The sequence below is a fragment of the Actinocatenispora thailandica genome (assembly GCF_016865425.1).
Lineage (GTDB): Bacteria > Actinomycetota > Actinomycetes > Mycobacteriales > Micromonosporaceae > Actinocatenispora > Actinocatenispora thailandica.
The window spans coordinates 5,660,910-5,673,871 of the sequence record NZ_AP023355.1 but is presented as its reverse complement, the minus strand read 5'-3'; the positions used below and the strand labels follow the sequence as shown (position 1 = coordinate 5,673,871).

Sequence of the window (12,962 nt, the reverse complement as noted above, 5' to 3'; positions counted from 1 at the left end):
GGGCCGCGCCGGCAGGCCGCCACGATCGCCGGATGGTGCCGCCGTGGCTCCAAGGTCGACGCGCGCGCCGGTCAGGCGGAGGTCAGGCGGCCCGGTGCGGGCGGGTGGCGTGCGTGGTCGGCACACCCATGCTGGCCAGCGCGGTCTTCGCGTAGTACGCCCACCAGCCGAGATAGCGGCCGTACCGCTCGGCAACCGCGTCGATCGAGGTGCCCGGCCCGTAGAGTCGGGCGGCCACGTCGGCGAACTGTGGCATCCCGATCGGCAGCCGGTCCGGCCGGCCGAGCACCCGGAGCATGATCGCGGACGCGGTGAAATCCCCGACGCCGCGGATGCGTCGCAGCTCGGCCAGGACCTCGTCGTACGGCGCGGTCGCGAGCCACTGCTCGTCCGCACCGGCGAGCGCGTGGATCGCGGCCAGCAGGTAGTCGGTCTGCCGGGCGTTGCCGGTGAACCGGCCGAGCTGGTCGGGGCCGAGACCGGTCAGGGTGGGAAACGCCGGGAACGCCACGAAGCGCTGCCCGCCCACCGTCAGCGACGGCCCGTGCGCCGCCGCCAGCCGGCGCTTGCGCAGCCCGGCGACCCGCTGCGCGGTGCGTTGGGTCAGCACGAAGTAGCACGCGCCCTCGGCCAGCGACGCGAACCGGACCTGGTGCAGCCCGGCCACCTCGGCCAGCACCGGCCGGATCGCCGGGTCGTCGGCGGCCACCGCGAGGAACCCGGTCATGTCGTCGGCCAGGCCGAGCCAGTCGGTCACCCGCCGCTCGGCCCAGCGCAGCTCGTCGTCGGCGAGCGCCCGGCCGCCGAACACGGCGAGCGAGACGCCGGCCCGGCCGTCGCCGCGCGGACCCACCTCCACCACGATCGCCTCGGCGGCCGGCGTCGGCAACGCGAACGCCTTGCGCACCGCGCCGTCGGCCACCACCTGCTCACCGGCGCAGGGGGCGAAGCCGGACAGCGCGCGCAGGCTCTGCCGCAGATCGAACGGTGACACGGCCGGAAGCTTGGTGGTGTGCTGCAGGCTGCTCGACATGCTCCCAGCATCGAACACCGGTACGACACTTTCCGGCTCGCGCGCCCGGGCCGGCGGCACCCCTGGCGGGATCCGGAAACGAGGTGCGGATCAGGTATAAGGGAGCGGGACAGCCCATCGGAGCCGGGAGTGCGCATGTCCACCAGCAGCGAACCGGACGTGCTCGTCGCCGGTGCCGGCATCGCGGGGCTGACCGCCGCGCTGAGCCTGGCCGTGGCCGGCCGGCCGGCGACGGTGGTCGACCCGGTCCGGCGGTTCACCCCGCTCGGCGTCGGCATCAACCTGCAGCCGCACGCGGTCCGCGAGCTGACCGAGCTGGGGCTGGCCGGCGAGCTGGCCGGGATCGGCATGCCGATCGAGGAGTGCGTGCACGTCGACCGGCACGGGAACCGGATCTGGAGCGAGCCGCGCGGCACCGCGGCGGGCTACCGCTGGCCGCAGTACGCGGTGCATCGCGGGCAGCTGCAGATGCTGCTGCTGGCCGCGGTCACCGCGCGTCTCGGCCCGGACGCGGTCCGGCCGGGCACCGGCGTGGTCGACGTCACGGATCGGCCCGACGGGCTGAGCGTCACCGTGCAGGACCGCGCGACCGGTGCGCGCCGGGAGCTGCCGGCCGCGGCGCTGCTCGGCGCGGACGGGCTGCACTCGACCGTCCGGGCGCGGTTGCATCCGGGCGAGGGCGAACCGCTGGGCAACGGGATCCTGATGTTTCGCGGCACCGCCCGGGTCGAGCCGTTCCTGACCGGCCGGTCGATGCTGGTGGCCGGCTGCAACACCCGGTCGAAGTTCGTCGCCTACCCGGTCTCGCCGGTCGTCGACGGCCTGGTCACCGTCAACTGGGTCGGCGAGGTCCGGCTGCCGGACCCCGCGCGGGGCCACGCGGCGGACTGGACCGCGGCCGGCTCGCTGGCCGACGTGCTGCCGCACTTCGCCGACTGGCGGTACGACTTCCTCGACGTGCCGGCGTTGATCCGCGGCGCCGAGCGGATCCTGGTGTACCCGATGGTCGACCGGGATCCGTTGCCGTGGTGGGGCCGCGGCCGGGTGACGTTGCTCGGTGACGCCGCGCACCCGATGTACCCGATCGGCTCGAACGGTGGTTCGCAGGCGATCCTGGACGGCCGGATCGTGGCGTACCACCTGGCGACGGCGCCGAGCGTCGCCGACGCGCTGGCGGGGTACGAGGCGGCCCGGCGGGACGAGGCCGTCGGGGTGCAGCGGGCGAACCGGGCGATGGGGCCGGAGCGGGTGCTGCGGCTGGTCGCCGAGCGGGCCCCGGACGGCTTCGCCCGGGTCGAGGACGTGCTGTCGGCGGCCGAGCTGGCCGCGATCGGCGCGGCCTACCAGCAGACCACCAGCATGGACGTGCCGGCGCTGAACGCCCGCCGGTCCTGGACGGTGCGCCCGACGGCCTGACCGCGGCCGGTCGGCTCGGCGCCGTCAGAGCAGGGTGCGGTAGAGCTCGGTGGTGCGGGCGGCGATGGCGTCCCAGCCGAACTCGGCGACCGCGCGGGCCCGCCCGGCGCGGCCCAGCGCCGCGGCCCGGTCCGGGTCGGTGAGCAGCGTGTTGAGGGCGGTGCCGAGCCGGGCCTCGAAGCCGTCCGGGTCCGCCGCGTCGTAGTGCACCAGCAGCCCGGTCTCGCCGTCGTCGACGACCTCCGGGATACCGCCGACGTCGGACGCGACGACCGCGGTCTCGCACGCCATCGCCTCCAGGTTGACGATGCCGAGCGGCTCGTACACCGAGGGGCAGCAGAACGCCGTGGCATGGCTGAGCAGGGTGATCACCTCGGCGCGGGACAGCATCGTGTCGAGCCAGACCGTACCGCCGCGGTGCGCGTCGAGTTCCTCGACGGCGGTGGCGACCTCGGCGGCGAGCTCGTCGGTGTCCGGTGCGGCGGCGGCGAGTACCAGCTGGGCGGACGGGTCCAGGTCGACGGCGGCGCCGAGCAGGTGCGGCAGCCCCTTCTGCCGGGTGATGCGGCCGACGTAGAGCACGTACGGGCGGTCCGGGTCGATGCCGTGCGCGCGCAGCAGCGCCTCGTCCGGGCGCGGCTGGTACAGCTCGGTGTCGATGCCGTTGTGGATGACCTGCACCCGGTCCGGGTCGATCTCCGGGTAGCTCGCGAGCACGTCGTCGCGCATCCCGGCGGACACCGCGACCACCGCGTCGGCGGCGAGGTAGGCGGTGCGCTCGGCGAACGAGGACAGCGCGTACCCGCCGCCGAGCTGTTCGGCCTTCCACGGCCGCAACGGTTCCAGCGAGTGCGCGGTGACCACGTGCGGCCTGCCGTACAGCAGCTTCGCCAGGTGCCCGGCGAGGTTCGCGTACCAGGTGTGCGAGTGCACCAGGTCGACCGACGGGTCGATCCCGGCGGTCATCCGCAGGTCGGTGGACAGGGTGCGCAGCGCGGCGTTCACGCCGGCGAGCGCCTCGTCCGGCCGGTACCCGGCGGCGTCCGGGCGGTCCGCGCCGAAGCAGTGCACGTCCACGTCGACGATCCGGCGCAGCTCGCGCACCAGGAAGTCGACGTGCACGCCGGCCCCGCCGTAGATCTCCGGTGGGTACTCGTTCGTCAGCATCGCCACCCGCATGCCGCCACCCTATGCGGCGTAGCGGCTGCCGCGCCCGTTCGCGGCCGGAGTGCTCGACCGCGGTCGTGGTGGCGCGGCGCCGGGCCGAGCCGGCCCCGGGCCGCCGGGGCCGGGTGGTTGACAGCGGCAGGGCCGAATGACAACGCTGTCATGCAGCTCCCGGGGCGGGTCGCACGACCCGCCGGCCCCGGCCACCCCGCCGACCCCTCGCACCGAACGAAGGAGCCCCCGATGAGACGAACCCTGCCGCGGCGACATCGGCCCCGCGCCGTCGCCGTCCTGGCGCCCGCCGTCGCTGCCATCGCCGTCTTCGCGCTGGCCGCCCCCGCCCACGCGGCACCCCGACCCGGGTACGTGACCGACCCCGCCGCCACCGTGAACACCCTCACCGGCACCGGGACCGGCGGCGAGACGGTCGGCTCGATCAACAACTTCCCCGGCCCGACCGTCCCGTTCGGCATGGTGCAGTTCTCCCCGGACAACCCGAACACCGGCCAGGGGTACTACTACGCCAACTCCACGTTGCGCGGCTTCGGCCTGGACCACGCGTCGCAGGGCTGCGGCGCGCTGGGCGACTTCCCGGTACTGCCGACCACGACGAGCATGGCGGCGAGCGCGAAGCCGTGGACGAAGACCGAGTCGTACTCACACGACGGTGAGGTCGGCACGCCCGGCTACTACCAGCTGACCTCCACCGACGCGGCCGGCGCGAACATCACCTCGCGACTGACCGCGACCACCCGCACCGGTGTCGCCACGTTCACGTTCCCCGCCGGTACGACGCCGTCGGTCACGTTCCGCTCCGGGGTGTCCAACAGCGGCGGCACCCGGGCCGGCGCGATCGACGTGAACCCGAACACCGGGATCGTCACCGGCTGGACGAAGTCCGGGAACTTCTGCGGCAAGAACAACTCCTACACCGCGTACTTCGCGGCCACCGTCGATGCCGGCATCGCCGGCTACGGCGCGTGGGACGAGTCGAGCGGCACCGTGCACGTCGGCGACGGCAGCCACGACGCGGCGGTCAGCAACGCCCGGGCCGGCGGCTACCTGTCGTTCGCGCCCGGCACCAGGACCGTCCACCTCAAGATCGCGATGTCGTACGTGAGCACCGACAACGCGATCCTGAACATGAACACCGAGGTGCCGACGCCGAGCGCGGCGGCGCACGGCACGCACCCGTACGGCTCGTGGCCGGCGGCGTTCGACGGGGTGCGCGGCGACGCGCACGACGCCTGGCGCGCCGCCCTGTCGACGGTGCAGGTCAGCCGGACCGCGACGGCCGAGCGCACCAGCACCTTCTACCACTCGCTGTACCGGTCGTTGCTGCACCCGAACACGTTCGACGACGTGAACGGGCAGTACCTCGGGTTCGAGGCGACGCCGAAGGTGCACAACGTGTCCGAGCATCCCGGCAGCGGCGGCCGGGCGCGCCACCAGTACGCCTACTACTCCGACTGGGACACCTACCGGACGCTGACGCCGCTGCAGTCGCTGCTGTTCCCGGACCGGGCCGCGGACATGGCGCAGTCGCTGGTCAACGACGCCGAGCAGAGTGGCTCCTACCCGCGGTGGGCGTTCGCGAACGCGGGCACCAACCAGATGAGCGGGGACAGCCCCGCCGCGCTGATCGCGCAGACGTACACGTTCGGCGCCCGCGGCTTCGACGTGCCCACCGCGCTGGACTACATGGTGCGCGGTGCGGTCGGCAGGAACGCCGGCCGCAACACCGGTGGTACCAACGACCAGGCGGTCGAGCGGTTCGGGGCGACCGTGTACAACCAGCGGCACTACGCGCCGCAGGTGAAGCAGTTCCAGACCGACCACGCGGTCACCGGCGCCTCGATCACCGAGGAGTACTCGGTGGACGACTTCGCGATCGGCCGGCTGGCCGGCTCGCTCGGCCGGCACGACCTGGCGGCCGAGTTCCAGGACCGGTCGAACTACTGGCAGAACCTGTTCAACCCGGCCACCCGGTACGTGTCGCCGCGGGACGGCTCCGGCGCGTTCCCGGCCGGCGACGGCTACACGATCCCGGACGACTTCGGCTACCGCGGGCACATCACCGGCTTCGGCTCGGTCGGCTACGACGAGGGCAACGCCGAGCAGTACCTGTGGCTCGTCCCGCAGAACGTCGGTGGCCTGGTGACCGCGCTCGGCGGCGACGAGATCGTCGGCCGGCGGCTCGACGCGTTCATGAGCCACGGGATGAACGTCGGACCCAACCAGCCGTACATGTGGGCCGGCAACGAGCCCGACTTCGGCGTCCCTTGGTACTACAACCACCTCGGCCAGCCGTGGCGCACCTCCGAGGTCGTCGACGAGATCCGGACGACCCTGTTCGGCGCCGAACCGAACTACGCCGAGCCCGGCAACGACGATCTCGGCGCCCAGTCCAGCTGGTACGTGTGGGCAGCGCTCGGGCTGTTCCCGGCGACGCCCGGGACGGACGTGCTGACCGTCAACGCTCCCGCGTTCGACGCCGCCCGGCTGCATCTCGCGGCCGGCCGGACCCTGGACGTGACGGCCGCCGGTGCCGACGAGGGCCGGCGGTACGTCGCCGGGCTGCGGGTGGACCGGCACCCCGGCACCGCGACGTACCTGCACCTGGACTCGCTGGCGCGCGCGGCGACCGTGGACTTCACCCTCGCCGGCCGGCCCAGCCACACCTGGGGCACCCGGGCGGCGGACGCGCCACCCTCGTACGGCCGGGGTTCGGCGCCGTTCGCGGTGCACGCCGGGCCGGACAACCCGGCGGTCGAGCCGGGCGGCAGCGTGGCGTTGACCGTCGCGGCGCAGCGTTTCCAGCACACCTCCGCACGGGTCCGGCTGACCGCGAGCACCTCGGTCGCCGGCCTGACCGTCACCCCCTCGGCGGCCATCCACCTCGACAAAACGGGCGCGGGAACGGCGCGGCTCACCGTGCACGCCGCGGCGTCGGTACCCGACGGGTACTACCCGGTGCGGGTCACCGCCCGCGCCGGCGCGGCGAGCATCCGGACCGAGTCGACGGTAAGGGTCGCTCGCGGCGGCGGCCTGCTCGCGGCGGCGAGCCTGGTCGGTACCTCGCCGCGGGACGCCGTCGACGGCAACTTCGACGGCGGGGGCAACAGCTATGCGCGCGACCAGCTCGCGTCCGCCGGCCTGGCGCCGGGTGCCACCACCACGCTCGCCAACGGTACGACCCTGACCTGGCCGAGCGCCCCGGTCGGCGAGCCGGAGACGGTGGCGCCCGCGGGGCAGCGCATCACGCTGGGCACGCCGGCGTCCCGGATCTCGTTCGTCGGCGCCGGCATCAACGGTGGTGGCCAGAACACCGCGACGGTCGAATTGAGCGACGGGACGACGGCGCGGGCCGACCTGTCGTTCGGCGACTGGGTGCTGCCGTCGAACCGGGGGAGCAAGGACGACGGGACACTCGAACCGGTCTACGGCAACTCGGTCGTGGCCTGGACGCCGGTCCGGAACGCCTCGTCCAGCGACCCGGGCGCGTACGTGTTCGCGACGCGGCCGTACGTCGCGCCGGCCGGTACCCACGTCGTCTCGGTGACGCTGCCGACCAGCGACAAGGTGCGGGTCTTCACGATCGCGCAGGGCTGAGCGGCGCCGTCGGCGCCCCGGTCGTCCGGGGCGCCGACGGCACGACCGGTGCAGCGGCCGGCACCGCCGCACCGTGCGGTGCAGCGGCCGACACCCCGCACCGGGCGGTGCGGTGGTGCCGGTCAGGGCGCGGTGGCGACGCCGAGTACCGAGTCGGCCATCCCGAAGTAGAGGAACCGCCGGCCGTGGAAGCGCACCAGCCCCTCGCTGAACACGACGTGGTTGACCTGCCCGTTCTGCTCGTCGTCGGCGGTCGGGACCAGGCACGGGCGCTCCAGCCGGGCGATCGCCTTGGTCGGGTCGGCCGGGTCGATCAGCAGCTGTCCGGTGGAGTACTGGCCGTTGGTCCAGCCGCCGCTGCCGTTCGCCCGGCCGTTGTAGACCAGCAGGATCTTGCCGTCGGCGGTGACGACCGGCGGCGGTCCGGGCTCCATCAGCCCGCGTTCCCAGGCGAACGCCGGGGTCGCGACCGGGTCGTCGTTACCGGGTGTCTCCCAGTGCAGCAGGTCCTTCGAGCGTGCCCAGAACACGTTCGACTCGCCGAAGTACATCCAGTGGTACCCGCCGATCGGGGTGGTGAGGATGGCTCCGGACTTGTTCCACGGGTTGCGGCCGGTGTGCCCCGGGTCCGGCAGGTTCGGGAAGAGCGGTCCGTGCTTGGTCCAGTGCACCAGGTCGGTGGAGGTGGCGAGGCACAGCAGCGCGTGCCTCCCGTCGTAGCCGGTGTAGGTCAGGTAGTAGGTGCCGTCGATGCGCACGACGCGCGGGTCCTCGCAGCCGCCGGGTGTCTCGTACGGTTCGGTCGGCGCCAGGACCGGTTCCGGCCGGCGTTCGAAGTGGAAGCCGTCGGTGCTGGTGGCGAGGCCGATGCTGGAGGTCTTGGCGGCGTTCTGGGCGCGGTAGAGCAGGGCGACGTGGCCGTCGACGACGATGGCGCACGGGTTGAACAGCCAAGCCGACTCCCAGTCGTGGCCGGGATCCGGGGTCAGGATCGGGTTCCCCGAGTACTTGGTGAACGGGCCGAGCGGGAACGTGTCGTGCGGGTGACCGTGCGGGTGGGTGCCTGCCGGGTCGGCGGCGGCCGGGGTGCTGGCGGCCAGCCCGGCCAGCGCCGCGGCGCCGCCGGTCGCGAGTACCTGCCGGCGGCCGATCCGGGCCGCTCCGGGTGGGTTCATCGGTGCCTCCTTGGGCCGGGGCCGGTCGACCTCGGCCCGGTCGGTGGTGGTGACGCCAGATGACATCGTTGTCATCGCCCAACGCACCCTGTCTAGCGGTGATCGGGCCTTCGTGTCAATCGCCGCAGAAGCACCACAAGGCGGCGGCCGGGCCGCGGCGGGTGCGCCGCGGCCCGGCCGGCCGAGGGCTGCTGCTACGCGGTGAGGTTGGCGCCGGAGTGCGGCTCGAACACGTCGATCGAGTCCGGATCGAACCAGACCTCCAGGTTCTGCCCCTCCCGAACCCGGGACCGCGCGTCCAGCTCGGTGACGATCTGCGCCTCGCCGATCTCCTCGCCGCCGGTGTCGCGCTCGATCTCGGCCAGATGCTCGGAGTCGACGCGCGCGTTCTCCAGCGAGAAGTACGCGTACTTCACCGAGCCCATCGACTCCAGGATGTCCACCGGCGCGGTGAACGTGACGCCGCTGCCGCGGCTGGCGTCCACCAGCGCGGCGTCCTCGAACGCCTCCGGCCGGACGCCGACGATCACCTCGCGGGGCACCTCGTGGGTGTTCATCGCGGTACGGATCCGGTCGGAGAGCGGGATCCGGCCGAGCACCGTGTCGATCGCGTCGTCGGCGATGGTGCCCGGCACGAAGTTCATCGACGGGGAGCCGATGAAGCCGGCGACGAACAGGTTGACGGGCTTCTCGTACAGCTCCTGGGGGAGCCCACCTGCTGGATCAGTCCCGCGCGCATCAGCACGATCCGGTCGCCGAGGGTCATCGCCTCGGTCTGGTCGTGCGTCACGTACACGGTGGTGGTGCCGAGGCGCTTCTGGATCCGGGAGATCGAGGTGCGCATCTGCACCCGCAGCTTGGCGTCCAGGTTGGACAGCGGTTCGTCCATCAGGAACGCCTTGGGGCTGCGGACGATCGCCCGGCCCATCGCCACCCGCTGCCGCTGGCCACCGGACAGCGCGCCGGGCTTGCGGTCCAGGTGCGGGGTGAGATCGAGGATCGCCGCGGCCTCCTCGATCTGCTTCTTCGCGGTCTCCTTGTCCACTTTGGCGAGCTTCAGCGGGAAGCCGATGTTCTCCCGCACCGTCATGTGCGGGTACAGCGCGTAGGACTGGAACACCATGGCGATGTCCCGGTCCCGGGGCGCGACCTCGTTGACCCGCTTGCCGTCGATGCGCAGTTCGCCGTCGGAGATGTCCTCCAGGCCGGCGATCATGTTCAGGGTGGTGGTCTTGCCGCAGCCGGACGGGCCGACCAGGATGATGAACTCGTGGTCGGCGATGTCCAGGCCGAACTTGTCGACGGCGAGGGTGCCGTCCGGATAGCGCTTGGTCACCTCATCGAGGACGATCTCAGCCACTGTTGACACTCATCCCTTCACGGCACCGGACGTGAGCCCGGAGACGATCCGACGCTGGAAGATCAGTACGAAGATGATGATCGGGATCGTGATCACCACCGCGGCCGCCATGATCGAACCCACCGGGTCCTCGAACTGCGAGGCGCCGGTGAAGAACGAGATCGCCGCCGGTGCCGTGCGCGCCGTGTTCGACGAGGTCAGCGAGATGGCGAAGACGAAGTCGTTCCAGCACATGATGAACGCGAGGATCGCGGTGGTGATCACGCCCGGCATCGCGAGCGGCACGATCACCTGCCGGAACGCCTGGAACGGGGTCGCCCCGTCCATCTTCGCCGCCTTCTCCAGCTCCCACGGGATCTCCCGCAGGAACGCCGACAACGTGTAGATCGTCAGCGGCAGCGCGAACGTGATGTACGGCAGGATCAGGCCCGGCCAGGTGTTGAACAGGCCGATCTGCCGCTCGATCTGGAACATCGGGGTCACCAGCGACACCTGCGGGAACATCGCGATCAGCAGCGACGCGCCGAGCATCAGCCGCTTGCCGGGGAACTGCAGCCGGGCGATCGCGTACGCGGCGAAGGTGCCGAACACGATCGCGATCAGGGTGGAGATGACGGCGATACCGATCGAGTTGATCAGCGGCCGGCCGAAGCTGCCGACCTTGAAGATGTTGATGTAGTTCTCGAACGTCCACTTGCGCGGGATGAAGTGCCCGTCGGTGAACGTGCTCTTGTCCTTCAGCGACAACGACAGCAACCACAGCACCGGGATCAACGCGTAGATCGCCACGACGACGTTCGCGATGGTCCAGCCGGTGCGCTGCCGGGTGGTGGTGGCCATCAGCGCCTCCCCGTGGCGTCGGAGCCGGGCGCGGCCGTGCCGAACCCCTTGATGAAGATGAACGCGATGATCGCGACGGCGATGAACATCAGGATCGACATCGTGGAGCCGATGCCGAGGTTCAGCCCGCCGATCAGGTTGTGGTACGTCAGGATCGACAGCGAACTCGTGCCCTGCGCACCGTTGGTCAGCACGTAGATGTTGTCGTAGATGCGTACCGCGTCCAGGGTGCGGAACAGCAGCGCCACCAGGATCGCCGGCTTCATCAGCGGCAGCGTCACCTGGGTGAACCGCTGCCAGGTGGTGGCACCGTCCATCGACGCGGCGCGCTGCAGGTCGTCCGGCACGATGGCGAGACCGGCCATCAGCAGCAGCGCCATGAACGGCGTCGTCTTCCAGATCTCGGCGAGGATGATGATGCCGACCGCCGGCGCCTGCTGGGTCAGCGGCGCCGAGTTGTGGGCCAGCACGTTCGCCAGGTAGCCGTAGCCGGGCGTCCACGCGTACCGCCAGCCGTAGGCGGCGACGACCGTGACGATGCCGTACGGGATGAGCGCCAGGGTGCGCACCAGCCCGCGGCCGAGCAGCGTCCGGTGCATGATCATCGCCAGCGCCATGCCGAGGACGAGCTCGACCGCGACGCTGACGACGGTCACGATCATGGTGATCGCGAACGCGTGCCACCAGAACGAGTTGGTCAGCACGGTGACGTAGTTGGTCAGCCCGATCCACTTGTTGTCGCTCGGGAACCGCAGGTCGGCCCGCTGGAACGACAGCAGCAGCGCGTAGACGATCGGGTAGATGGTCACCACGACCATCACCACCGCGGCCGGCAGGCACAGCAGCCAGCCGAGCCGCCGTTCGGAGCGCCTGCCCTCGCTGAGTGCCGCCCGGTGCGCGCCGCGGGCCGCCGGCTCGGCGCCGCCGGCCGCCGCGACGGTCCCGGCGGCCGGTTCGGGGATGCCGGCTCCGGCCGTCCCGGTCTCCTCGCGGGGCGGTCGCGTCTCGCCGTCCTCGGTCACGGCAGAACCCCCTTGGACTGGAGTGCCTTGTCGATCTGCGATCGCAGTTCGCGCTCGGTGGGCACCGGTTGGATCGCCTGCGGCGGCGACAGCAGCGTCGAGGTGACCGTCGAGACGTTCTGGTAGGTGGCCGTCACCGGCCGGGACACCGCGGTGTGCAGCTCGTCCAGGATCGCCTGCCGCATCGGGTAGGCGGTGACCATGCTCGGGTTGGTCTTCGCGTCGGCCTTCTTGCTCGGATCCAGTGGCCTGGTGTCGTGGTAGACCGACTCGATGGTCGGCGGCACCCCGTCCAGGATCGCGCCGTACTTCTGGTTCGCCGCATCGCGCAGGCACAGCGCGGCGGTGAAGGCCAGGTCCGGGTGGTCGGAGTACTTGCTCACGGCGAGGTTCTCGCCGCCGATGGTGGCCTTGCCGGTACCGGTGATGCCGGGAATGGGCGCCCACTTGAAGTTCTTCAGCATCGCCGGCTTGTCGGCGGCCATCGACGCGTACACGTACGGCCAGTTGATCTCTGCCGCGGCGGTGCCACCCTCGACGGCCAGCCGTGCCGGGTCCTCCTGGGTGTTGGACAGCGACGGGTCGGCCGCCGCCGAGTTGGCGAACTTGTGCATCGTGGACAGCGCCGTCACCGCCGGCTTGCCCAGCGACACCTGGGTGCCGGCCTTGTTCAGGATCGAGCCGCCGGCCGCGGCGAGCACGCTGTTGAACCACACCACCAGGCCCTCGTACTGGGCGCCGGTGACCTCGACGTAGTGCGGTTTGCCGGCCTTCTTCAGCCGGGTGGCCTCGTCGATCAGCCCCTGGTAGGTCGACGGCGGCTTCGGCATCAGGTCGGAGCGGTACCAGAGCAGCTGCACGTTGGTGTTGTTCGGCGCCCCGTACAGCTGGCCGTTGATGGTGGCGGTGGACAGCGGCGCCGGCAACGTGCCGTGCTCCACCTGCTGCCGGTTGCTGCCGGTCCACGGGAGGATCCAGCCCGCCTTCGCCAGCTCGGCGGTCCAGGTGACGTCGACGCCGAGGATGTCCATCCCGTGGTCACCGGCGGCGAGCCGGCGCACCAGCTGCTCTCGCTGCTGGTCCGCGGTACGCGGCAGCAGGTTCAGGTCGATCCGGTACTTGCCGTGCGCCTGCTGGTTGCAGCGCTTGACGAGGTCTGCTCGGTGCTGCTGCGGGTACGCATACAGGTTCAGGACCGGGGTGCCTGTCGATCCCGATCCACAGGCGGACAGCAGCGTGCCGGCCATGATGGCCGCCGCTCCCACCGCCAGTGCTGTGCGCAGCCGCGGGTGACGACCTGGTGGGCGATGGCCCGGCAGGCCACTGCCGCGTGCCAA

At 71.8% G+C, this 12,962-nt stretch carries 10 protein-coding genes; 2 read left to right on the top strand and 8 right to left on the bottom strand.

Translation table 11 applies throughout. The features are described from left to right. Nucleotides 1-82 precede the first annotated feature (82 nt). Nucleotides 83-1,033: a DNA-3-methyladenine glycosylase family protein gene (locus tag Athai_RS25280; RefSeq protein WP_203963808.1), complete on the bottom strand. Its 951-nt coding sequence runs from the start codon at nucleotides 1,031-1,033 to the stop codon at nucleotides 83-85. A gap of 135 nt (nucleotides 1,034-1,168) precedes the next feature. On the opposite strand from Athai_RS25280, the gene Athai_RS25275 reads away from it, so the two are divergent. Next, nucleotides 1,169-2,449, top strand: a complete 1,281-nt coding sequence (locus Athai_RS25275; protein WP_203963807.1) for a flavin-dependent oxidoreductase — start codon at nucleotides 1,169-1,171, stop codon at nucleotides 2,447-2,449. 24 nt (nucleotides 2,450-2,473) lie between these two features. Here the strand turns inward: Athai_RS25275 and glgA are convergent, their stop codons facing one another. Continuing rightward, complete coding sequence (gene glgA, locus Athai_RS25270; protein WP_203963806.1) at nucleotides 2,474-3,628, bottom strand: glycogen synthase; 1,155 nt, start codon at nucleotides 3,626-3,628, stop codon at nucleotides 2,474-2,476. A 231-nt stretch (nucleotides 3,629-3,859) separates the two neighbouring features. On the opposite strand from glgA, the gene Athai_RS25265 reads away from it, so the two are divergent. Next, the gene (locus Athai_RS25265; protein ID WP_203963805.1) at nucleotides 3,860-7,228 is read left to right on the top strand and encodes a GH92 family glycosyl hydrolase; all 3,369 of its coding nucleotides are present in this window, start codon (nucleotides 3,860-3,862) and stop codon (nucleotides 7,226-7,228) included. A 122-nt stretch (nucleotides 7,229-7,350) separates the two neighbouring features. Here the strand turns inward: Athai_RS25265 and Athai_RS25260 are convergent, their stop codons facing one another. The 6 genes from Athai_RS25260 to Athai_RS25240 all read right to left on the bottom strand — a co-directional run bounded on the left by Athai_RS25260 (nucleotide 7,351) and on the right by Athai_RS25240 (nucleotide 12,890). Then, nucleotides 7,351-8,403, bottom strand: coding sequence for a glycoside hydrolase family 130 protein (locus Athai_RS25260; protein WP_203963804.1), 1,053 nt, complete (start codon nucleotides 8,401-8,403; stop codon nucleotides 7,351-7,353). Between the two features lie 194 nt (nucleotides 8,404-8,597). After that, nucleotides 8,598-9,047: a P-loop NTPase family protein gene (locus Athai_RS35485; RefSeq protein WP_476692253.1), complete on the bottom strand. Its 450-nt coding sequence runs from the start codon at nucleotides 9,045-9,047 to the stop codon at nucleotides 8,598-8,600. Next, nucleotides 9,044-9,763: an ABC transporter ATP-binding protein gene (locus tag Athai_RS35480; protein ID WP_476692252.1), complete on the bottom strand. Its 720-nt coding sequence runs from the start codon at nucleotides 9,761-9,763 to the stop codon at nucleotides 9,044-9,046. Before Athai_RS35480 ends, Athai_RS35485 begins: the two co-directional genes overlap by 4 nt. Nucleotides 9,764-9,772: 9 nt before the next feature. Continuing rightward, nucleotides 9,773-10,603 (bottom strand): carbohydrate ABC transporter permease, encoded by an 831-nt coding sequence (locus tag Athai_RS25250; protein WP_203963803.1) that lies wholly within the window; start codon nucleotides 10,601-10,603, stop codon nucleotides 9,773-9,775. Next, complete coding sequence (locus Athai_RS25245; RefSeq protein ID WP_420829841.1) at nucleotides 10,603-11,565, bottom strand: carbohydrate ABC transporter permease; 963 nt, start codon at nucleotides 11,563-11,565, stop codon at nucleotides 10,603-10,605. The genes Athai_RS25250 and Athai_RS25245 overlap by 1 nt, the downstream gene beginning before the upstream one ends. A 56-nt stretch (nucleotides 11,566-11,621) precedes the next feature. Continuing rightward, nucleotides 11,622-12,890 (bottom strand): ABC transporter substrate-binding protein, encoded by a 1,269-nt coding sequence (locus Athai_RS25240; RefSeq protein ID WP_239157157.1) that lies wholly within the window; start codon nucleotides 12,888-12,890, stop codon nucleotides 11,622-11,624. Between the last annotated feature and the right edge of the window lie 72 nt (nucleotides 12,891-12,962).

Excerpts from the sequence above, each read along its gene's own strand:
- Athai_RS25280 (WP_203963808.1), bottom strand. The coding sequence starts at position 1,033 with ATGTCGAGCAGCCTGCAGCACACCACCAAGCTTCCGGCCGTGTCACCG.
- Athai_RS25275 (WP_203963807.1), top strand. The coding sequence starts at position 1,169 with ATGTCCACCAGCAGCGAACCGGACGTGCTCGTCGCCGGTGCCGGCATC.
- glgA (WP_203963806.1), bottom strand. The coding sequence starts at position 3,628 with ATGCGGGTGGCGATGCTGACGAACGAGTACCCACCGGAGATCTACGGC.
- Athai_RS25265 (WP_203963805.1), top strand. The coding sequence starts at position 3,860 with ATGAGACGAACCCTGCCGCGGCGACATCGGCCCCGCGCCGTCGCCGTC.
- Athai_RS25260 (WP_203963804.1), bottom strand. The coding sequence starts at position 8,403 with ATGAACCCACCCGGAGCGGCCCGGATCGGCCGCCGGCAGGTACTCGCG.
- Athai_RS35485 (WP_476692253.1), bottom strand. The coding sequence starts at position 9,047 with ATGAACTTCGTGCCGGGCACCATCGCCGACGACGCGATCGACACGGTG.
- Athai_RS25250 (WP_203963803.1), bottom strand. The coding sequence starts at position 10,603 with ATGGCCACCACCACCCGGCAGCGCACCGGCTGGACCATCGCGAACGTC.